At 70.7% G+C, this 20,816-nt stretch carries 19 protein-coding genes; 7 read left to right on the top strand and 12 right to left on the bottom strand.

The genetic code is table 11. From position 1 onward, the window contains the following. Positions 1-176: 176 nt before the first annotated feature. Entirely contained in the window at positions 177-2,123 is a 1,947-nt protein-coding gene (locus tag ACFHWS_RS12875) for a hypothetical protein (protein ID WP_416554261.1), read from the top strand. A gap of 434 nt (positions 2,124-2,557) precedes the next feature. Here ACFHWS_RS12875 and ACFHWS_RS12870 read toward each other — a convergent pair whose 3' ends face one another. Beyond that, positions 2,558-3,205: a DUF4360 domain-containing protein gene (locus tag ACFHWS_RS12870; protein ID WP_416554259.1), complete on the bottom strand. Its 648-nt coding sequence runs from the start codon at positions 3,203-3,205 to the stop codon at positions 2,558-2,560. A gap of 479 nt (positions 3,206-3,684) precedes the next feature. Between ACFHWS_RS12870 and ACFHWS_RS12865 the strand changes: the two genes are divergently transcribed. Beyond that, positions 3,685-4,335 carry a DUF4360 domain-containing protein gene (locus tag ACFHWS_RS12865; RefSeq protein WP_416554257.1) on the top strand — a complete coding sequence of 217 codons (651 nt, stop codon included), beginning with the start codon at positions 3,685-3,687 and terminating at the stop codon, positions 4,333-4,335. Between the two features lie 239 nt (positions 4,336-4,574). Here ACFHWS_RS12865 and ACFHWS_RS12860 read toward each other — a convergent pair whose 3' ends face one another. Together ACFHWS_RS12860 and ACFHWS_RS12855 are read right to left on the bottom strand one after the other, a co-directional pair. After that, a complete protein-coding gene (locus tag ACFHWS_RS12860) occupies positions 4,575-5,057 on the bottom strand; it encodes a type II toxin-antitoxin system PemK/MazF family toxin (protein WP_416554255.1) in 483 nt (160 codons plus the stop codon). A gap of 107 nt (positions 5,058-5,164) precedes the next feature. Next, the gene (locus ACFHWS_RS12855) at positions 5,165-7,771 is read right to left on the bottom strand and encodes a rhamnogalacturonan lyase (RefSeq protein WP_416568257.1); all 2,607 of its coding nucleotides are present in this window, start codon (positions 7,769-7,771) and stop codon (positions 5,165-5,167) included. A 394-nt stretch (positions 7,772-8,165) separates the two neighbouring features. On the opposite strand from ACFHWS_RS12855, the gene ACFHWS_RS12850 reads away from it, so the two are divergent. Genes ACFHWS_RS12850 through ACFHWS_RS12830 form a run of 5 tightly spaced genes read left to right on the top strand, consistent with a single transcriptional unit; the run spans position 8,166 to position 13,549 of the window. Next, positions 8,166-9,743: an ABC transporter substrate-binding protein gene (locus ACFHWS_RS12850; protein WP_416568256.1), complete on the top strand. Its 1,578-nt coding sequence runs from the start codon at positions 8,166-8,168 to the stop codon at positions 9,741-9,743. A gap of 9 nt (positions 9,744-9,752) precedes the next feature. Then, entirely contained in the window at positions 9,753-10,697 is a 945-nt protein-coding gene (locus ACFHWS_RS12845) for an ABC transporter permease (protein ID WP_416554249.1), read from the top strand. Next, positions 10,694-11,551 carry an ABC transporter permease gene (locus ACFHWS_RS12840; protein WP_416554247.1) on the top strand — a complete coding sequence of 286 codons (858 nt, stop codon included), beginning with the start codon at positions 10,694-10,696 and terminating at the stop codon, positions 11,549-11,551. Before ACFHWS_RS12845 ends, ACFHWS_RS12840 begins: the two co-directional genes overlap by 4 nt. Beyond that, positions 11,551-12,561 (top strand): ABC transporter ATP-binding protein, encoded by a 1,011-nt coding sequence (locus tag ACFHWS_RS12835; protein WP_416554245.1) that lies wholly within the window; start codon positions 11,551-11,553, stop codon positions 12,559-12,561. The genes ACFHWS_RS12840 and ACFHWS_RS12835 overlap by 1 nt, the downstream gene beginning before the upstream one ends. Then, positions 12,554-13,549: an ABC transporter ATP-binding protein gene (locus ACFHWS_RS12830; protein ID WP_416554243.1), complete on the top strand. Its 996-nt coding sequence runs from the start codon at positions 12,554-12,556 to the stop codon at positions 13,547-13,549. The genes ACFHWS_RS12835 and ACFHWS_RS12830 overlap by 8 nt, the downstream gene beginning before the upstream one ends. Here the strand turns inward: ACFHWS_RS12830 and ACFHWS_RS12825 are convergent. The 9 genes from ACFHWS_RS12825 to ACFHWS_RS12785 all read right to left on the bottom strand — a co-directional run bounded on the left by ACFHWS_RS12825 (position 13,537) and on the right by ACFHWS_RS12785 (position 20,815). After that, positions 13,537-14,331, bottom strand: a complete 795-nt coding sequence (locus ACFHWS_RS12825) for a thioesterase family protein (protein ID WP_416554241.1) — start codon at positions 14,329-14,331, stop codon at positions 13,537-13,539. The two genes, ACFHWS_RS12830 and ACFHWS_RS12825, sit on opposite strands and share 13 nt — an antisense overlap. 4 nt (positions 14,332-14,335) lie before the next feature. Next, a complete protein-coding gene (locus ACFHWS_RS12820) occupies positions 14,336-14,839 on the bottom strand; it encodes a hypothetical protein (protein WP_416554239.1) in 504 nt (167 codons plus the stop codon). Positions 14,840-14,922: 83 nt separating this feature from the next. Beyond that, a complete protein-coding gene (locus tag ACFHWS_RS12815; protein ID WP_416554237.1) occupies positions 14,923-15,783 on the bottom strand; it encodes an HpcH/HpaI aldolase/citrate lyase family protein in 861 nt (286 codons plus the stop codon). Then, complete coding sequence (locus tag ACFHWS_RS12810) at positions 15,783-16,940, bottom strand: acyl-CoA dehydrogenase family protein (protein ID WP_416554235.1); 1,158 nt, start codon at positions 16,938-16,940, stop codon at positions 15,783-15,785. Before ACFHWS_RS12810 ends, ACFHWS_RS12815 begins: the two co-directional genes overlap by 1 nt. 42 nt (positions 16,941-16,982) lie before the next feature. Beyond that, positions 16,983-17,435, bottom strand: a complete 453-nt coding sequence (locus ACFHWS_RS12805; RefSeq protein WP_416568255.1) for a Zn-ribbon domain-containing OB-fold protein — start codon at positions 17,433-17,435, stop codon at positions 16,983-16,985. Continuing rightward, on the bottom strand, positions 17,435-18,592 hold the full coding sequence (locus tag ACFHWS_RS12800; protein ID WP_416568254.1) for an acetyl-CoA acetyltransferase: 1,158 nt from the start codon (positions 18,590-18,592) through the stop codon (positions 17,435-17,437). Before ACFHWS_RS12800 ends, ACFHWS_RS12805 begins: the two co-directional genes overlap by 1 nt. Then, on the bottom strand, positions 18,589-19,038 hold the full coding sequence (locus tag ACFHWS_RS12795) for a MaoC/PaaZ C-terminal domain-containing protein (RefSeq protein ID WP_281554296.1): 450 nt from the start codon (positions 19,036-19,038) through the stop codon (positions 18,589-18,591). The genes ACFHWS_RS12800 and ACFHWS_RS12795 overlap by 4 nt, the downstream gene beginning before the upstream one ends. Then, positions 19,035-19,538, bottom strand: a complete 504-nt coding sequence (locus tag ACFHWS_RS12790; protein WP_416554227.1) for an FAS1-like dehydratase domain-containing protein — start codon at positions 19,536-19,538, stop codon at positions 19,035-19,037. Before ACFHWS_RS12790 ends, ACFHWS_RS12795 begins: the two co-directional genes overlap by 4 nt. After that, entirely contained in the window at positions 19,538-20,815 is a 1,278-nt protein-coding gene (locus ACFHWS_RS12785; RefSeq protein ID WP_416554225.1) for a Rid family hydrolase, read from the bottom strand. The genes ACFHWS_RS12790 and ACFHWS_RS12785 overlap by 1 nt, the downstream gene beginning before the upstream one ends. Position 20,816: the final 1 nt, after the last annotated feature.

The following is a 20,816-nucleotide window of genomic DNA, read 5'->3' as shown; positions in this document are numbered from 1 at the left end:
GGATGCCCGGTTCAACCGACCGGGCACACACCCCCGGCGGGTTCGTCAGGTTCTACCGGCGACGGATTTACAGCGCTGATGATCGATGACACCGTGTCCACAGCGGAGGGCAAACGCCCCTGCCACGGGTGGCTGACCGAACCGGCGACCACCTGTCGTCTATGGAGGGAAACTGAATGTCGACAAGGACAACGACGAGGTCCACAGCGGCAACCCTGACAGCGGCGGCGGCGGCACTACTGATGCTCGTCGCCGCGGCACCGGCCAGCCAGGCGGCGACGCCGCACTTCTCGCATCTTGATCCGGGCGGCGCGCCGGCGCTCACCGAGAAGGTTCCGGTGAACGTGGTCTTCCTCGGCTACAGCCGGACGCAGGTGGACCGGTCGGCGTACCTCGACGAACTGCCACAGCGCTACGAGCCGGTGGTCCGCTCCCGGCTGTGGTACGACCAGGTCGAGAAGCTGGGCCTGACCTACACCTACGACTACCACCTCCGGTACGCGAACAAGCGGTACGAGGACCGGTTCTTCGCCGAGTTGCAGCGGCTGGCCACGCCTGCACCGCTCACCGCCTACCAGGAGCTCTACAACGAGCAGCAGGGCAACGTCGCCACGATCACCGACAACCACCACATCGACGCACCGAGCGTGGAGCGGTGGCTGGCCCTCAACCCACCGGCCGGCGTCGACACCCGACGCAACACCATATTCTTCATCAACTGGTTCGGCCGGTCGGACTTCAAATTCCACGTCTACACCAAAACCGACGAACCTGATCCGGACACCGGGCACAACTTCGGCGCTGAGCGGGACAGCCGGAAGATCTCCGCGTGGGGCGGCACCACCGCCGACGACGAGGAGAACGGTCTCGGTTCCACCCGCCGGGTGTGGTTCCACGACCTGTCGGCCGGGCCGGAGTCGTGGACCGAGAACTGGAACGTCGACGCTCCCGATCTGGACGGCAACGGCATCGAGGACTACCGGATGCCGCCGGTCTGGGAGTACGCCGCCGCCGGCTACCGCTCCCCCGAAGCGCTCACCGGCGATCTCGCTCTGATCACCCGCTACGTGGCGATCAACCTGCTGTTCACCACGTCGCCGCTGTACCCGGCGGAGCTGCCGAGTGCCGCGCCGCCGAAGACGATCAACATCGACAGCAACGTCTACGAAGGCTGGGACGGCGTCAACGCCTCGGTCCGCTACATCGACGAGGAGCTACTGCAGCTGGAGTTGCGGGAACTGCGGTGGCGCAACGTGCTGGACTACGACGGACAGAACCTCGCGTTCGAAGGTGACGCCGAACGCTGCTACTACGCCGTGCTGCTCGACGACGAGTCCTGCTACCCGGAGCTGGGCTACCCGCCGTTCGCCAACTTCTATCTGCAGAACAGTTTTGAACTAGACCGGGTGCTCGACGATCAGAACCGGGTCGACTACGAACTACCGGTGTTCAGCTACGCGTTGCCGGCCGGCACCCCGGTGCCGGCGCTGGGCTTCGCCGACGACAACTACACCGACGGTACGCAGTCGTACGTCTTCGCGTTCGTCTCCCCGGAGATTGTCGACAGCGGCTACGGGCTGACCACCACGCTGATCCACGAGGTGGGACACCACCTGGGCATGAGTCATCCGCACGACGGTTACGACAGCGAAACTGGCATCGACTACGGCCCGGAGGACGACTTCTTCTTCGCCTGGTCCGGCGACCAGGTCAACTCGATGATGAGCTACATCGACCTGAACTGGGACTTCAGCCAGTTCGACCGGGACAACAGCGACCGGTTCCTCACCGCCACGTACAACGAGGCGGCAAACCGGCTCGCCGAGTCGGTGCTGGACGGTCCGCACCCCGGCCGGGCCCATCGGGACCTGCGGGCGGCCGACCGACTGATCGGTGCGGCCGAGCACGCGCTCGCCCGGCACGACTACCGGCGTGCGCTGGTCCTGGCCGAGCAGGCGTACGGGAAGGTCGTCGACGCTGCCGAGCGCGCCGGAGTGCCGGCGGGGACCGTGGCCGAGCGGATGTCTGCCCGGGCGCAGCAGGCCCGGACGGCGTCCGAGGTGACCGGACCGCACGAGTTCATCGACACGCTGGGCCCCGACAGCCCGCGTAGCCAGCCCTGACCAGCAGGTAACAGCAGATCAGGAGCCGGGCGGCCTGGGCCGCCCGGCTCCTGGTCTGCTCGCGGACCGCCGTTGCTCTCCCGGTGTCCGTCCGATGGGTGGGCCGGAGCCGGGCCGGGTGAACCGGCGCACTGCTGGACCATCGATTCGGAAGCCCCCGGTCAGCCAGCTCTACCCCGACGCCGGGCTCGCGTACGCCAGTTTGTCGGCCCGGCGCCGGCACCCGCCGGCCGGCCCGCAGCAGCAGTCCGACCAGCAGCCGGGTGGGTCGTCGTGGCAGGACCGTTCCTTGACGGTGACCGGAGTACGTACCGACGGCCCGGTAGGGGCCGTCGGGCTGGGCCGGTACGACGGCGCGGCCCCGGGGATGAACCCGGTCGAGGGTGGCCGGTCGCGCCGGCCACCCTCTGTCATCGGTTACGGGGAGAGTCAGTTCACGGGCAGGGCTGCCAGGCCAGGTGGTACATCGTCTCGATGCTGCCGTCCGTCGAGTCCATGGTCAGGAAGCTAACGTCCGTCGACGATCCCTTGCTCAGGCGCAACTCGGTGTTGATGTTGAGGTTACGGATCTCGCCACACGGATGCCAGACCACGGAGGCGATCGGCACCTCGTCGCTCACCATCCAGTTGTCGTCCAGCGGAGCCGGAATCGGATGGTTGCTGAAGGTGCCCTGAGTCATTCCCTGGAAGTAGTAGTTGGCCCGCTGTGTGGCGATGGCACCCGGGCTGAGCAGCCCGTAGCCGCGGTAGTCCACCTTCACGATCGCGAAGGTGTAGCCCGCCGGCGCGTGCACCAGCACGTTGAGCTGACAGTTCCGGCGACCTTCGGTGACCGAGATACCCGGACCCGCCTGCACCAGGTAGTCGCTGTAGATGGCAGTGAAGGCGGTGTTGTCCGGCGAGACGGCGACGTCGGCGGTACCTGGCCGACAACCGGAACCCGCCATCGCGACCAGGTCGATCACGACCTGGTCATCCGGTGGGTCATCCAGGATCCCCTTGGCAGACGCGGGTGCGCCCGAGATCAACGATGAGGCGAGCAACGCAAGCACCACGCCGCCACGCGTCAGCAGTTTGCGCATGAAACCTCCTCCGATGTGTGATGCGACGATGCGTGCGCAACAATCTACGTACAAGCATTGATCGTTGTCAACGTAAATTTAATTCCCTGAAGTGGCTTCCAGAAATTGGTCGCACGCCATCTCGCCACCAACCACCGACCCAACAGACGGAGCAGGCGGCGACCGTGCCAACCGCACAAATCACCCACAACATGCCTATAGGTCGTTCAAACTGCCTCCCATGACCGGCTAGTTGATCTCACCGGAACGAACACACCACGTGCAACCTGGGCGGAATCAATATCAACATTTCGACGCTAGAAGATACTTGCATGAATCGACGCGCGTCGCTATCATCTTTTCGCAGGACGCCCCGCCGAAACACTCTGGACCCAATCCCCATGATCCAAAGGGCCCAGCAGACGAAGATCAACGGCGCGGTTGTTCCGCAAAGTCGTGTGTGCCCCAGCCGTCATAACCTGAGCCCCGAGGGGAACGGAATGAAAAGAAGCCTCACCGGCGCGAGACACGGATTGTCCGCCGCACTCGGCACGGTTCTCGCGCTGACTCTGACCGCTCCGGCCCATGCCTCCCCGGCAACGTCGAGCGCCCTGCCGGACAGCGACATCACCGTGGAGGTGGTGGCCGCCAGTGGTTCAGGCTGCGCGCCCGGCACGGCCAGGGTCGTTGCCAACCCCGACAACACCGGCTTCCGGATTCGCTACTACGACTTCCTCGCCACCGTCGGTGACGGGGCCGACCCGACGGACAGCCGGAAGAACTGCCAACTCGGTGTGCTCGTCAAGGTGCCGGCCGGCTGGACCTTCGCGGTCGCCACCGCGGACTACCGGGGTCGGGCCCGGATTCCCAGTGGAGCGACCGGCCGGCAGCAGACGAACTACTACTGGCAGGGTTCGTCCGACAACAGCCGTACCGACGCCACGTTCGGCGGACCGTACAACGGCTTCTGGGCCACTGCCGACCACGCACCAGTGCTGGTGTACGTCCCCTGTGGGCAGCAGCGGGTACTGAACATCAACACCGAACTGCGAGTGGACGCCGGCACCTCCAGCGGCCAGGCCAGCATGTCGATGACCACGACCGAAGGCAACGTCGACACCCTGTTCAACCTGGACTGGGCCAGGTGCTGACCACCTGATCCGCCAGTCAACGCCGGGCGCGGGCAGCTCGATGCCCACGCCCGGCGCTGTCGTACGCGGAACCGGGTGAGGTCGGAGACCTCCAGCCGGTCCGGGGCGAGCTCGGCGAGTAGGCGGCCTACCCGGTCCGTAACCCACCGGAGCTGCCGGTGATGAAAATCGCCAGCCGAACGATCCTCATGATGCCGTCACCATGCGGCCAGCATGGCAACCGCCGGGCGTTAGCCCGGTCAGGACCAGCCGTAACCGGCCCGCAATGCCTGGCACACCCGGTCGAACCGGCCCCGATCGAGGATGGCACCCTCACGCCGGATGCTGTCCTCCCGCATAGTGAGCACCCGGTCGAGCCGGATCCAACTCGGCCGGCTGTCGTCGCCCCAGGTACCTAGCGACAGCCAGTGCCGCTGCCCGTCGCGGTCGGACTGGCTGGACAGCATCAGCCCGAACAGCGTGCGGCTGCGCCGGCCCACCACCAGGACTGGGCGGTCCTTGCCCTGCCGGGGGTCCTCCTCGTACGACACCCAGGTCCAGACGATCTCGCCGGGATCGGCGTGCCCGTCCAGCTCGGGTGCGTACGACAGCTGCCGCCGTTGCAACGCGGCCACCTGCCGGCGGCGGGCCAGCTTGGCCGGCGTCGGGCGCCGTTGCGCCGGTACGCGTTGACTGGCCAGCCGGCCGACGGTCGCGGTCACGCCCTGCCACAGTCTTCCCACGAGCGACGACCCTACCGGTAGCCGCCACCGGCGGTGCGCGACGGGCTCGGCCCGTCGCGCACCGCCGGTCAGCTCCCGTGGTCGGCTCCCGGTCTGTCGAGTCGTGGTCAGCCGAGCATGCCGATGACTGTCCGGGCCCGGTGGGTCAGCGCGGCCGCGGCGGCCGGGTCGACACGGTCGCGCCGGTGCGGATGCGCCAGATGGTGCACGAAGCGCTGCAGGGCCTGCGTCGCCGGGCCGGTGCGCCCCCGGTCGAGGTGCCACTGTGCCTGATGCAGCGCGGCGGACAGCCGGTGGGTGATCGGTCCGGTGATCGCGCCGTCGCGCCGGAACCCGTCGTACGCGGTCCGCAGCGCGGGCAGGCTGCCCGGTGCCCAGAGGTCCGGCACCGGCACCTTTCCGAAGTCGGTGTCGGCGGCCAGGTAGAAGCCGGGGTACGACGGCTGGTTGTAGGTGGTCTGCTGGCGAGCCACCTCGGCGCGGTACTGCGGATCGTGCATCAGGGTGTACATCTTGCGATCGGTCACCTCGGTGCTCAGGTGGATCCGGATCGCGGTGCTGTCGACCGTACGCAGCAGTAGCTCCTCCCGCCAGTCGCCGAGGACGTCGGCGACCAGGCCCGGGTTGCCCTTGGTGTAGTTGTTGGTCCGGGTGCCTTCGGCGGTGAGCAGCCGACCCCGGCGCCAGTCGTCGATGGTCGGGGTCTGGTCGATCGCGCCGTCGACGATCTGGGTGGTGCCGTCGGCCGCCCACCGGATGCTCATGTTGGTGCCGGGGATCTGTGAGCCGAGCGGCTCGCCGGCGGCGGTGTGCAGGCCGAGTCCGCTGACCGCCCACGCCTCGTGGCCGGGGTGCTGCGGGTCGATGTCGCCGATCATGCCCCGGCCGGTGTCCACTCCGGAGTAGGCGCCGAAGATCACTTCGCCGGTGGCGGCGTCGAGCAGTCCGTGCCCGTACGGCGCCCACCGCCCGCCCTCGAAGACCAGGTACGCCTCCAAGCCGGGGCGATGCGGGTCGATGTCGGTGACGTGCATGGCGTCGCCGTGGCCGAGCCGGGCCAAGGTGCCCGGGGCCGCGCTGCCCGGCGGCAGCTGCGCGAACGCGCTGTACAGCAGGCTGCCGTCGTCGTCGATGGTGGCGGCGCCGTAGACGATCTCGTGCCGGCCGTCGCCGTCGACGTCGGCCGCGCTGATCGAGTGCTGCCCCTGGGTGGTGATGGTGGCAAACTCGTCGTCGGTGCCGTCGCGACCGTGTGGCGAGTCGTTGAACGGGTTGGTCATCGGCGTCCAGCCGCTGTCGACGTACCACTGCTCGGTGAGCTTGCGCCCGTCCCACCCGTAAGCGACCAGGGTGGAGCGGGTGTAGTAGCCGCGGGCGAAGACCGCCGACGGACGGCGGCCGTCCAGGTAGGCCACCGCGGCGAGGAACCGGTCGACCCGGTTGCCCGGCTCGATCCGCGACATCGCGTAATCGCCCCACATCAGGCCGTCGTCGTGCCGACCGGGCTGGTAGCGGACGGTCTGCAGCTCTTGCCCGGTGGCGCCGTCGAACACGGTGAGGTACTCGGGGCCGTCGACGATGAAGCCCTCAAAGGCACGCAGGTTGTTGCGGCTGCTGCGGGCCGGGGCGTAGACGTCGATGAAGTGGTCGGCGAGGGCCTGCGCGTCGGTCCGCGACAGCGGATACTCGTACGCCGGGTCGATGCCGAACGCCGCTTCCAGGGTGGCCGGCCAGTTGCCGGCGATCACCTCCGGGTGGGCGTGCCAGCCCTGGAACATGTCGACCAGGTGGTCGTGGTAGTCGGCGGCGGACATCCGGTAGTCGTCGCGGTGCGAGTAGCCGGCCCGCCGGTCGGATTCCGGGATGGTGACGTAGCGTTCGTCGGCGACCCGGCCGTCGGGCCGGTAGCTGATCGTCCTGGTGCCGGGGGCGGTCTTCAGCATCATCTCCGAGCGGCCGTCGCCGTCGAAGTCGTAGACCAGGAACTGGGTGTAGTGGGCGCCCGCCCGGATGTTGACCCCGAGGTCGATGCGGTGCAGCAGGGTGCCGTCCAGCCGGTACGTGTCGAGGTAGACCGGTCCGGTGTAGCCGACCTGAGAGACGTCCTTGGAGTTGGACGGATCCCACTTGACGACGAACTCGTACCGCCCGTCGCCGTCGACGTCGCCGACGCTCATGTCGTTGGCGGAGTAGGTGTACGCCTCACCGGCCGGGGTGACCCCGTCGGCGGGCCGACGCAGCGGCAGGTCGAGGTAGGCCTGCGACCACGGGTGCGCCGGACCGCTGCGGTCGACCTCGACGCCGTCGACCACGGCGGCGACCTGGTAGCCGGCGCCGGTCACGGGGTCGGTGTCCAGGTAGTTGGTGCTGTCGGTCACGGTCGCCAGTCGCCGGCCGTCCCGGTAGACGTGGAAGTCGGCACCGGTCATGCCGGTGGCACCGGATCTGGTCGCCTCGTGGCCGAGCAGTCGCCAACTGAGGAAGACGCCCTGGTGGGTGGTGGCGGCGACCAGGCCGCGGTCGAGATGTTCGAGTTGGACGGCGTCGGGGCGACCACCATCGGTCGGTCCGCTGGCGGGGCCGCGGACAGGGTCGGCCCGATCGGCGGACGCGGCGCTGGCCGGTAGGCCGAGGGTCAGCGTGAGGACGCCGACGAGCAACGCCACGGCGGTGGGTGGACGGTGGGGACGGCGACGTCGGGTACGACGGTTCATCCGGAAATCTCCTCGGTCGACGGGCGGCGTGGCCGGCTCTGGCCGACCGGCCGGCCGCAGGACGGTGTCAGGCACCCGTGACAGTCGATGAAACGATACAAGAAACTGAAGGCTATGAATGTGTTTGCCAGTGTGTCAAGGCGAGCTGTCGCTGAATGAACCGTTCCATTCGGACTGTGGACCGACCCGACGTGGACCACGGTCACCTAAGGTCATCGAGTTGTGACCCCTGCGGCGATCGACTAGGGTCGGTGCACCGATCCGCAGCCAGTCGCGGCAACATCCGGCGGCACCACGCAGTTGGCGATGTGCACCAGCCCCGACGTGCACCATCCCGTCGACGCAACCCGGCCCGTCAAGCCCGTAACGGCGACAACGAGGTAGGAGACAGACGGTGAATCCCTCCCCAGCGTTCCCGCACCGGCAGCGATCCGCGCGTACCACCCGGTCGGCCGGGCTGGCGACGAGCCTCGCCGCCGCGGCGGCGCTCGCGCTGGCCAGCTGCTCGGCCGGCGAGTCCCTGGAGACCGACGACGGGACCCCCACCTCCGACGGCACCCTGGTGGTGGCCATCTCCAGCGAGCCGGACAGTTTGGACGTGCACGTCTCCACCGCGTCGTCCACCTTCCTGGTGCTGGAGAACGTCTACGACACCCTGGTGGAGCCGGCCCCCGACCTGAGTTTCCAACCCGCGCTGGCCACCGAGTGGGAGGTCAGCGAGGACCTGCTCACCTGGACCTTCCAGCTGCGCGACGGCGTCACCTGGCACAACGGGCGGGAGTTCACCGCCAGCGACGTGGTGTCCAGCTTCGAACGGATCACCGACGCGGAGACCGCCGCGAACGCCTGGCGGTTCGAGACCGTCGATGAGGTACGCGAGGTCGACGACCGTACGGTGGAGTTCGTCCTCAACCAGCCGACCCCCAACCTGCTGGCCAACATCGGCGGGTTCAAGGGGATGGCGATCGTCGCCCCCGAGCTGATCGACGGCGACGGGCTGACCACCGACGCGATCGGCACCGGGCCGTTCCGGTTCGTCAGCTACACCCCCGGTGACCGGATCGTGCTGGAGGCCAACCCGGACTACTGGGGCACCGGTCCGTACGTCGACCGGGTCGAGTTCCGGTTCGTCTCCGAGCCGACCACCGCACTGACCAATCTGCGCACCGGTGCCGTGCACCTGACCAACAACGTGCCGGCCCAGGAGATCGCCACCCTGCGCGACGACCCCGACGTCGAGCTCGGCCAGCAGGCCAGCAACGACTACTGGTACTTCACCTGCAACTTCGACCGGCCGCCGTTCGACGACATCGACGTACGCCGGGCGCTGTCGTTCGCCATCGACCGCGAACAGGTGGCCCAGGCCGCCTTCTTCGACGCCGCGACGCCGGTGCAGTCGGCGATGCCGCCGGGCAACTTCTGGGCCACCGACTACGCCCCGTTCAGCCACGATCCGGACCAGGCCCGCGAGCTGCTCGCCGACGCCGGCGTCACCGACCTCACCGTCGACCTGATGCTGACCAACGAGTACCCGCACACCCTGGCCGCCGCCGAGGTGATCGCCAGCCAGTGGGGCGACGCCGGCGTCAACGTTGAGATCCGTACCCTTGACTTCGCCAGCTGGCTCGACGAGCAGGGCAACGGCAGCTACGACTGCTACGTCCTCGGCTGGCTGAACAACCTCGACGGCGAGTACGCCTACTACGCCCAGCACCACTCCGCCGGCTCGTTCAACTTCCACGGCTACGCCAACCCGCAGGTCGACCAGTACCTCGACCAGGCTCGGGCCAGCGTCGAGGACACCGAACGGCGCGACCTCTACCACCAGGCGGCCGGGCTGATCATCGACGAGGTCAGCTACGGCTACCTGTACAGCCCGCAGGCCACGCTGGCCTGGGCGCCGCAGGTGTCCGGCGTGGAGATGCACCCGGACGGCAAGACCCGGCTGCGGACCGTACGGTTGACCGACTGAGCCGGCGCGATGGCGCGTTTCCTACTGTGGCGGGCGCTGCAGACGGTCGTCGCGATGCTCGGGGTCAGCGTCGCGGTCTTCCTGATCGTCCAGCTGGTGCCCGGCGACCCGATCCGGCTGGCCCTGGGCACCCGCTTCGATGAGGAGCTGTACCAGGCGATGCGGGCCCGCGCCGGGCTGGACCAGCCGCTGTTGACCCAGTACGGCGGCTGGCTGGCCCGCGCGGTCACCGGCGACCTGGGGGTCAGCTTCCGCAGCGGTGAGCCGGTCACCCGACTGCTGCTGGCCCGGCTCGGCCCGACCAGCCTGCTCGCCGGCGCGGCGCTCGCCGTCGCGCTGGCGATCGCGCTGCCGTTGGGCATCGTCTCCGCGGTGCGCTCCGGGTCACTGGTGGACCGGATCGCCACCGGGTTCAGCCAGCTGTGGATCTCGGTGCCGGACTTCTGGAGCGGGATCATGTACATCCTGCTCTTCGCGCTGCTGCTGGGTTGGCTGCCGGCCTCCGGTTACGTGTCGCCGTTGGACGATCCGGCCCGGGCGGCCCACCACCTGGTGCTGCCGGCGATGACCGTGGGGCTGATCTCCGGTTCGGTGCTGACCCGGTTCGTCCGCTCGGCGGTGCTGGAGGCGCTGCACCAGGACTACGCCCGTACCGCCCGGGCCAAGGGGCTGTCCCGCTGGCAGACGGTCCGCCGGCACGTGCTGCCCAACGCCTGGATCTCCATCGTGACCGCCGTCGGTCTGCAGCTCGGATTCCTGCTCGGCGGGGTGGTGATCGTCGAGGTGATCTTCGAGTGGCCCGGTCTGGGTCGGCTGGCGTACGACGCGGTCGTCCGGCGTGACTACAGCCTGCTGCAGGGCGCGGTGCTGGCCATCGCGTTGATGTTCCTGGTGGTCAACTTCCTGGTGGACCTGCTGTACGGCTACCTCGACCCGCGGGTACGGCGCCGATGACCCGCCGCCTGTTCCTGTTGCTACTGGGCAACCGGCTGGCCCTGGCCGGGCTGCTGGTGCTGGCCGTGCTGGCGGCGGTCGCCGTGGTCGGGCCGTGGCTGGCCCCGTACGACCCGAACGCGGTCGACGTGCCGGGCCGGCTCGCGGGCCCGTCGTGGGCGCACCCGTTCGGCACCGACAATCTCGGCCGGGACGTGCTCAGCCGGGTGCTGGTCGGCGCCCGGGTGTCGCTGCAGGTCGGGTTCGTCGCGGTGGGCATCTCGCTGACCGCCGGGCTGCTGATCGGGCTGGTCGCCGGCTTCTACTCCGGCGCGACGGACGCGCTGCTGATGCGCACCATGGACGTGCTGTTCGCGTTCCCGGCGATCCTGCTCGCGATCGCGGTGCTGGCCATCCTCGGCCCGGGCATCACCAACGCGATGATCGCCATCGGCATCGTCTACACGCCGATCTTCGCCCGGATCGTGCGGGCCGCGACGCTCGTGGTCTCGGCCCAGCTGTACGTCCGGGCCGCCCGCGCCGTCGGCGCCGGCGACCTGCGGATCCTGCTCCGCCACGTGCTGCCGAACATCGCCGCGCCGGTGATCGTGCAGACGTCGCTGAGCCTGGCGTTCGCGATCCTGGCCGAGGCGGCGCTGTCGTTCCTGGGTCTGGGCGTGCAGCGACCCGATCCGGCCTGGGGCCGGATGCTCGCCGAGGGCCGCGACTTCGTCAGTCAGGCACCGTGGATGGGCGTCTTCCCCGGTCTGGCGATCTTCGCGACCGTGCTGGCGTTCAACGTCGTCGGCGACGGGCTGCGCGACGCGCTCGACCCACGGCAGCGGTCGGTCATCGAGTCGAGGGGGCAGGGCTGATGGCCGGCGACCCGGTGCTGTCGGTACGGGACCTGACGGTGCGCATCGGCACCCGGCGAGGGGTGGCGAAGGTGGTCAACGGGGTCAGCTACGACGTGCGCCCGGGTGAGACGCTGGCCATCGTCGGCGAGTCGGGGTCCGGCAAGTCCGTCGGCGCGCTGGCGGTCCTCGGCCTGCTCGACGAGGCGGCCACCGCCACCGGGCAGGTGCTGCTGGACGGTGTGGACCTGCTGGCCGCCGGTGAGCGCCAGCTGCGGCGGATCCGTGGCAACGAGATCGCGATGGTCTTCCAGGACCCGATGACCTCCCTCAACCCGGTCAAGACGATCGGGTCGCAGTTGGTCGAGCCGATTGAGCTGCACGGCGTGGCCACCGGCACGGCGGCCCGCGACCGGGCAGTGGAATTGCTCGAACAGGTCGGGCTGCCGGACGCCCGCGAGCGGCTCGGCGACTACCCGCACCGGTTCTCCGGCGGGATGCGCCAGCGGGTCATGATCGCGATGGCGCTGGCCTGTGAGCCGAAGGTGCTGCTCGCCGACGAGGCGACCACCGCGCTGGATGTCACCACCCAGGCGCAGATCCTCGAAGTGGTCGCCGGGCTGCAACGACGGCTGGGTCTCGCGGTCGTCTGGATCACCCACGATCTGGGGGTGGTGGCCGGGATCGCCGACCGGGTGGCGGTCATGTACGCCGGACGGATCCTGGAACAGGCACCGGTCGACGAGCTGTACGCCGCGCCCCGGCACCCGTACACGATGGGATTGTTGGCGGCGGTGCCCCGGGTCGGCGCCGATCGGCCGCGCCGGCTGACGACGATCCCCGGCCAGCCGCCGGATCCGACGGCGCTGCCGCCGGGCTGCGCGTTCCATCCGCGCTGCGGCTACCGGCACGACCCACGGGCGGCCACCGAGGTGCCGCCGCTGCGCACGGTCGGCCCGGACCACCGGGTGGCCTGCTTCTACGACGTCGTCGGTGGCACCGCCACCGGTACGGACGGTGGGGATGACTGAGCAGCCGCTGTTGAGCGTGACCGACCTGCGGGTGCACTTCCCGGTCGCCGGTGGCGGGCTCCGCCGCCGGCAGAATGCGGTGGTCCGGGCGGTCGACGGGGTGAGCTTCACTGTCGCGGCCGGCGAGACGTTGGGGCTGGTCGGCGAGTCGGGGTGCGGCAAGAGCACCACCGGGCTGGGCCTGCTGCGACTGGTCGAACCCACCGGTGGGCGGGTCAGCGTGCGGGGCACCGAGGTCACCGCGCTGCGCCGACGCGACCTGCGGGCGATGCGCCGGCACCTTACGATGATCTTCCAGGATCCGTACGCGTCGCTGGACCCCCGGATGACGATCGGTTCGGTCGTCGCCGAGCCGTTGGCGGTGCACGGCCTGCACCGGGGGTCGCGGGCCCGCCGGCACCGCGTCGGTGAACTGCTGGAACTCGTCGGCCTCGACCCGGACCACGCGCACCGGCACCCGCACGAGTTCTCCGGCGGGCAGCGCCAGCGGGTGGGCATCGCCCGCGCGCTGGCCTGCGAGCCCGAGCTGATCGTCGCGGACGAGCCGATCGCCGCCCTCGATGTGTCTATCCAGGCGCAGGTCATCAACCTGTTGGAGGACCTGCGCGACGAACTCGGGCTGGCGTACCTGTTCATCGCCCACGACCTGGCCGCGGTCGGGCACCTCAGTGACCGGATCGCGGTGATGTATCTCGGCCGCATCGTGGAGGTGGCCGACCGGGCGACGCTGTTCGCCCGGCCGGCGCACCCCTACACCCGGGCGTTGCTGTCCGCGGTGCCGCTGCCCGACCCGGTCGCCGAGCGGGCCCGGGAACGGATCATCCTGCGGGGTTCGGTGCCGTCTCCCGCCGACCCGCCGAGTGGCTGCAACTTCCGGACCCGCTGCCCGGCGGCGTTCGACCGGTGCGCCGTCGACGATCCGGTGCTGACCGCACGCGGCGACGGCCACCTGGCCGCCTGCCACCTACCGCAGGATCACCCCGGCTGAGTGCCAGGCGGGACGGCGCCGTCGGCCGCTCGGTCCCGGTACGGATCCCGCCACTGAATCGCCCGGCCTTGACGGAGCTGGGCGATCGGATTACCGGCCCGGTCGTGCAGCGTCGACTCGTCGACACAGAAGCCGGCCGTCGACCAGACCGTCCGGTTGGTCACGTGGTGCCATTGGCCGGCGACGTCACCGAGGTCGGGTGCGAAGTGAATGGTGAAGTCCACCGACGGCACGAAATGCGGCGGCTGGGACAGGGCGAACAGCCCCGGCGGCAGCGCGTCGAGGTAGATCGAGGCGACGGCGTGCGGGCCGAGCGTCCCACCCAGATCGGTCTGCGGCGAGATGCGGACCCAGGCGGCGGTGCCGTCGGTGAGGCTCGGCGGCCCGGCGGCCCGCACGTCCAGTTGGGCGCTGTAGGCCAGCGGCCGGTGCCGGGGCGCGTACGCCGGCAACTGCTCGGGGTCGCCCCACGCTGCCGGATCCTCGCGGCGACGCCAGCTGAACTTCTGCCCGACCGGCACCAGGGACGCCATCGCGTGTACCCGGGCCCGACCCTGCTGGGCCAGGGTGATCCGCAGGCTGGTGGTGGACCGCCCCCGGTGCAGCGTCTCGGTGGTCAGCTCCACCGGACCGGGTCGGACGCCGGCCACGAAGTGCATGGTTACGGCCTGTGGGGCGAAGCCGTCGACGCTGTCGGCGACGTCGACGATCCGGCCGAGGACGAAGCCGCCGAAGATGCCCTGCATGCCGAGCCACCGCTGGGTGAAGACCGGAGCGCCCATCCGGCTACTTCTCCACGCGGACGTAGTCGCCCGGCCGTGGTGCCGGTCCGGCACCGAGCCGCCGCCAGCCGGACAGGTCGGCGCTGACCACGTCTCCGGCGGCCCCGCCGGGGACCTGGTCGCCGGGCGCCCAGGTGGCACCGGGCAGGTCCGGCAGCGCGGCGTCCGGTCCGAGATGAACGGTTTCGGCGACCGGGGCGGCACCGGCCGGCAGCTGGTCCGCAGGATGGAACACCGCCGGGCCGCCGAACCAGGCGAGCACGGTGGCACCGCTGGGCGCCCACATCCGGGTCCGGACCGCGCCGGCGGGGATGAACGTCAGGTCGCCGCGCCGGTAGGTGGCGTCACCGAGGTGCAGCTCCCCGGCGAGCACGACGAACTCCTCGTCGACGAGGTAGCCGCCAGCGACGTCGCGGGCAAAACCGGGCGGGAAGTGGCCGTGCACGACGAACGCCCCCGACCGGGAGGCCAGCCGGGTGAGGTGGAAACCGAGGTTGGCACCGGGCATCGGCACCTCCTGCCACGGATGCCGTGCCGCGGTCAGGTCGACCTGCTCCGGCCGTGGAGCGCGTGGGGCACGGTTGCCGCCGCTCATCCCAGGCCCGCCCGTTCGGCCAGGGTCAGCGTACGGCGGGCGCCGCGCAGCACCGCCGCGTCGACGAGCCGGCCGGCCGTGTCCAGCACCACGCCGGTGCCGGCGGCGGTGGCCGTCTCGAGCAGGGCGATGGTGTCACTGGCCGCCCGGACCTCGGCGGCCGTCGGCGTGTAGACCTGATGCACCACCGGCAGCTGGTTCGGGTGAATGCAGGCCCGGCCGACGAAGCCCTGCCGGCGCAGCCGCCGGGTCGACGCGTCCAGTGCGGCGTCGTCGGCGGTGATCCGCGACACCGGGCCGACCGGCGGATGGATGCCACCGGCCGCGCTGGCCACCACGACCTGGCTGCGGGTCGGGACGAACTCGGCGTCGTCGGCGCCCGGTTCCAGGCCGAGTTCGCCGGCCAGGTCGACCTCACCGAGCTGCAGCTGGTACACCCGGGGTTGCCGGGCGATGGCGGCGATGTCGAGCAGCGCGGCGGCGGTCTCCACCATCGGCATCAGCAGCGTGTCGTGGTCAGCGGCGTCGGCGAGCACCCGGGCGGCGTCAGCGACCTCGCTGGCAGTGCCGACCTTGGCCAGTACCACGCCGGTGAGCGCCGGCTGGCCGGCGACGGCCCGCAGGTCCGTGTCGCGCAGCGGGCCGGAGTTGACCCGTACCCAGATCGGCAGGTCGCCGGGTCCGGCGGCGAGCCAGCCGACGACGGCCTCGCGGGCAGCGGCCTTGCCGGCCAGCGGCACCGCGTCCTCCAGGTCGACGATCAGCGCGTCGGCGCCGCGCCGGGCCGCCTTGGCCAGCTTGTCGGCGGCGTGGCCGGGCACGTACAGGTAGGACCGGGGTGGCACCGGGTCGCCCATCAGACGGTCACCTCGCCACGTACGAGGGCCTTCGCCACGACGGTACGCAGCACATCGTTGGTGCCTTCGCCGATGCTCATCAGGATCGCGTCGCGGTACAGCCGCTCCACTTCGAACTCGGTCGAGTAGCCGTAACCTCCGTGGATCTTCATCGCGTCGATGGCGGCCTCCAGGGCGACCTCCGAGCAGAAGATCTTCGCCATGCCGGTCTGCGCGTCGGCGCGACCCTGGCGGACCGCGTCGGCCGACCAGTACGCCATCAGCCGGGCCGCCTGCACCTGGGTCGCGATGGTGGCGAGCTTGAGCTGGATGGCCTGGAACTCGGCGATGTGCTTGCCGAACGCCTTACGTTGGCGGGCGTAACCCAGGGCCTCCTCGTGGGCCCGCTGGGCGATGCCGACCGACCGGGCGGCGATGTTGACCCGGCCCCACTCCAGGGCGGACAGCGCCTGCTTGAGACCGATCCCTTCGACTCCGCCGAGCAGCCGGTCGGCGGGCACCCGGACGTCGTCGAGCAGGATCTCGCAGGACTCGGTGCCCTTGTAGCCGAGTTTGGGGATGTCCTTGGTGACGGTGAAGCCGGGCAGGTCGGCGTCGATCAGCAGGATGCTCATGCCCTTGTGTGCCGGGCTGGCCTGCGGGTCGGTCTTGACCAGGACCGGCAGCGGGTCGGCGTACCGGGCATTGGTGATCCAGATCTTGGTGCCGTTGACCACGTAGTGGTCGCCGTCGCGGCGGGCCGTGGTGCGGATGCCCTGCAGGTCGGTGCCGGCGTCGGGTTCGGTCAGCCCGATGCCGGTGCGCCGTTCACCGCTGGCCAGAGCGGGCAGGTACGCCTGCTTCTGCTCCTCGGTGCCGTGCATGACGATCATGCGGCAGGCCAGCGAGTGGCTGCCGAGGATGCCGGCGATGCCCATCCATCCCCGGGATATCTCCTCGAAGACCAGGGCGAATGACACCGGGTCGAGGTCGAGGCCGCCGTAGGACTCGGGGACGGTGACGCCGAACAGGCCCATGTCGGCCATGCCTTTGACGATCTCCGTCGGATAGCGGCCGGTCTGCTCCCATGCCCGGGCCACCGGGATGATCTCGCGGTCCACGAAGGAGCGCAGCAGCTGCTGGAACTCGCGCTGTTCCTCGGTGAGGGTGAAGTCCATCGGGGCCTCCTGGGTGGTCGGCGGGCTCAGCGAAAAGCGGGCTCAGCGGGGATCGGCCGGCGTGGGTCGGCGTGGCGTGGGTCGGCGGAAGACCGGCAGGGCGCGGCCGTCGGGCAGGTCGACCCAGTCGACGGTGACCGGGTCGCCGATCCGCCAGCCGGCATCGTCCGGTTCGGTGCCGGGGCTGAGGCCGTCGAGGCGGGTGAGTAGCAGCGGGCCTTCGGCGAGCCGGACCCGGGCGATGGTGTACGGCACCGCCAGGTCGCGGCGCGGCGCCCGGTGCACGACGGTGAACGTGTCGACGGTGCCGTCGCCGCTGGCTTCGGTGAAGCCGAGCCGCGTGGTGTCGCCGCAGCGGACGCAGACCGCGCGGGGCGGATGCTGATGGTGCCCGCAGCCGGTGCAGGTCTGCAGCACGAGGCGGTGTTCACAGGTCGCCTGCCACCAGTCGGCGGTCAGGTCGTCGGCGGGTGGTACCTCGGGCAGCGGGTTCATCACGACACCCCCAGCACGACGGTGGCGTGGGTGGACAGGATCGCGCCGGTGCCGTGCGCGACGGCGATCCGCGCGCCCGGCACCTGCCGGGCACCGGCCTCGCCGCGCAGCTGGCGGACCGCCTCGACCAGCAGCAGCACCCCGAACTGGCCGGGGTGGCAGTACGACAACCCGCCGCCGGAGGTGTCCAGCGGCAGGTCACCACCGGGGCGGATCCGGCCGCCGGCGATGTAGTCGAGCACCTCGCCTTCGCCGCAGAAACCGAGAGCTTCGACGCTGAGCGCGGCGGTGATGGTGAACGAGTCGTACACCTGCAGCACGTCGACGTCGGCGGCGGTGATCCCGGCCCGGGCGAACGCCTCCGCGCCGGCCTCGCGGGCCCCGGTGTCCAGGATGTCGTCGGCGGCGGTCATCGACGTGTTGGTGGAGCGTTCGCCGTAGCCGAGCACCGCGACCGGCACCCGGCGCAGGTCACGGGCCCGGTCCGCGCTGGTCAGCACGATCGCGCCGCCGCCGTCGGTGACCAGGCAGCAGTCGGCGACGGTCAGCGGGGTGCAGACCGTCGAGGCGGCCCGCACCTCGTCGACGGTCAGCGGCGGCGCACCGTAACGGTAGGCGGCCGGGTTGAGCCGGGCCCATTCGCGGGCGGCGACGGCGATCTCGGCCAGCTGCTCCGGGCTGCCGGCGTAGCGGTGCAGGTACGCCTGGGCGGCCATCGCGTAGTAGGAGATCGGGAACAGCGGCGCGTACGGCGTCTCGAACTGCGCCTCCGGGGTGTGCTCCTCGATCACCCCGGCCAGGCTGCGCGACCGTGCCGACCGCTGGTTGGAGGCAAAGCTGATTGCCACGACGCTGGCCTGGCCGGCGTCGATGGCCTGCACGGCGCGGGCCACCATCATCTCGGCGGCGCTGCCGCCGACGAAGCTGGCGTCGACCCAGCGGGGCCGCAGCCCGAGGTGGTCGGCGAGCGCGGTGGTCGAGAAGCGGGAGATGCCGGTGGTGGCCAGCCCGTCGACGTCGGCGAGGGTGAGCCCGGCGTCGGCCAACGCCCGGGTGACCGCCTGGGTCTGCAGGGTCAGCGTCGACGCGGTGGTGACCCCGAGGTCGGATTCGGCCGCCCCGACGATCGCCACCGCCGCCCGGTCCCGCCCGGTCACGGCACACCGTCGGCGGTGCCCGCGCCTGGTCCGTCGGCGGTGCCGAGCAGGACGACAGCCCGGGCCGGCCGGGCCGCCGGACGTTCGGGGCCGTAGTCGCTGGCGGCGATGACGGCGGCCAGTTCGACCTCGATCCGGTCGCCGTCGACCTTGACCACCGTGCCTGTGCAACGCACCGTCTCACCGGCGAACATCAGGTTGCGGAAGGTGAAGGAGAGCTGCCGCACGAAGCAGTACGGCCCAAAGGCGTCCTGTACCAGTTCGACGAAGAGCGCGCCGAAGACCTGGCCGTCGACGACCGGGCCGGGCACCTTGGCGGCCGCCACGAACTCCGGGTCGTAGTGCAACCGGTACCAGTCCCAGGTGGCGCCGGCGTAGGCGACCATGTCGGCCAGGGCGATGGTGCGTTCCAGCCCCGGCAGGGTGTCACCGACCTGCGCGATCACGTCGGATCACCGCCCATCGCGACCAGGATGATGGTTTCCTCGTTGACCGTCAGTAGTTCGCCGTGCTGGTTGGTGTAGGTGGCCCGGGAGCCGACGACCAGCATGTCGTCGCCGCCCCGGGTGCGTTTCTCGGTCAGGTCGTGGATCTCCCAGGTCGCGGTGATCACGTCGTCTGGGCGGACCCGCCGGTGGAAGGTGTACGTGTTGCCGCCGCGTACCTGCCGGGTGCCGGGCACGTCCAGGTGCCAGGAGTGGCCGGCGTAGCCGTCGGAGGCCATCGGCAGCCCGGTGTACTGGCCGGTCTCGCAGATCAGCGTCGGCGGGGCGGTCACCCCGGGCAGGCCGTGCGCCCGGGCGTAGTCGCCGTCGCGGTAGATCGGATTGTCGTCGCCGACCGCCATCGCGAAGTAGCGCCCGGCGGCAGCACCGAGCGCCTCCGGCGCGGTGTAGACCTTGCGGGTGCCGAGCAGCGCCCGCAGCTCGTCGGTGAGCAGGCCCATCAGCTACCTCCAGCGGTGCTCGGCCCGTCGGCGGGCTCGACCCGGTCGACGGCCAGCTCGGCCGGTTCGTCGGCGGGCTCGGGGTAGACGGCGGTCGGGAAGACCTCCAGCAGGAACTCGGGGCGCAGCAGCGCCGCGCAGATCGCCCCGGTCGACGCCGGCCAGGGCGGGCTGAGCAGCCGCTCGCGTACCCCGGCGACCGCCCGGTAGTCGCCGATCGCCGAGGCGACGCAGAATTCGGTGGTCTCCACCAGGTCCTGCGGGCCGAGCCCGGCGTGGTCGAGCAGTTCGCGGATCGCTCCGTAGGTCACCTCGGCCTGCGCGCCGATGTCGTCGGGGTGCAGCGCCTGCTGGGTCCGCATGTCCAGGGCGGCGAAACCGGACATGTACAGGGTCCGGCCGGCCTTCACCCCGGGGGCGTAGGTCAGCGAGTCGTACCGCGACCAGCCGGGGTTGACCAGTTCCAGCGGATGCCGCGACGCGGTGACGTCGATCGCGACCAGCGCATCGGGATGGTGCAGCCGGCTCATCAGGATGCCACCGGCTCCCGGGTAGACGCCGGCACCGCCGAGCCGTTCGGCGCGGACCCGGTGGGTCCTGCGGTACACCTCTCGGGTCGCCGGGGTGGAGTAGTCGTAGGTGGTGACAGCGGCGTCGAGCGACAGACCGGCGGCGACGAGCAGGTCCTGCGCCCGGTCCAGGCAGTACGCGTACTGGCTGACGAAGTCGCCCGGGTGGACCACCTCGCCGGTGGCGTCGACCGGCAGCATGGTCGGCAGGTAGACGGCACCGTCGTGGCCGCCGCGCACCGGTGAGGGCACCCAGCTGCCGGCGGCTCGCGGTTCGCTGGCGACAAGCAACTGGCCGCCGCCGCCGACGGCGTGCAGTTCGATCTCGATCAGCGCGGCCCGGCGGACCAGCCGCTCGACCACGACGGTACGGACCACCGGCTGGTGCTCGCCGAACACCTCGGCGCGCGCAGCGGCCGCGGCGGCGTAGTCGTCGAGGCCGGCCACGGTGACGTTCTCGGTGACCCGGGTGACGTCGGCCGGTCCGTAGCCGGCGGCTTCCAGGATGGTCAGCACCTTGCGGTACGCGGTGGCGGTCTGGGTGGCCAGGTCACCGCCGACGGTCATCTTGCCGAGCGTGGTGTCGAGCGCGGCGGCGGTGTGCCCGGAGGTCCAGGCGGCGTCGCCGTCGGCCAGCCCGAGGCAGAAGGTGAACCCGTCGTACGGGAACCAGGGAAAGTCGGCGGGTCGGATCGCGGCGGGCGGCACG

Source organism: Micromonospora sp. LOL_013 (assembly GCF_048060315.1).
GTDB lineage: Bacteria > Actinomycetota > Actinomycetes > Mycobacteriales > Micromonosporaceae > Micromonospora_E.
This window is presented reverse-complemented; position numbering and strand designations above follow the sequence as displayed.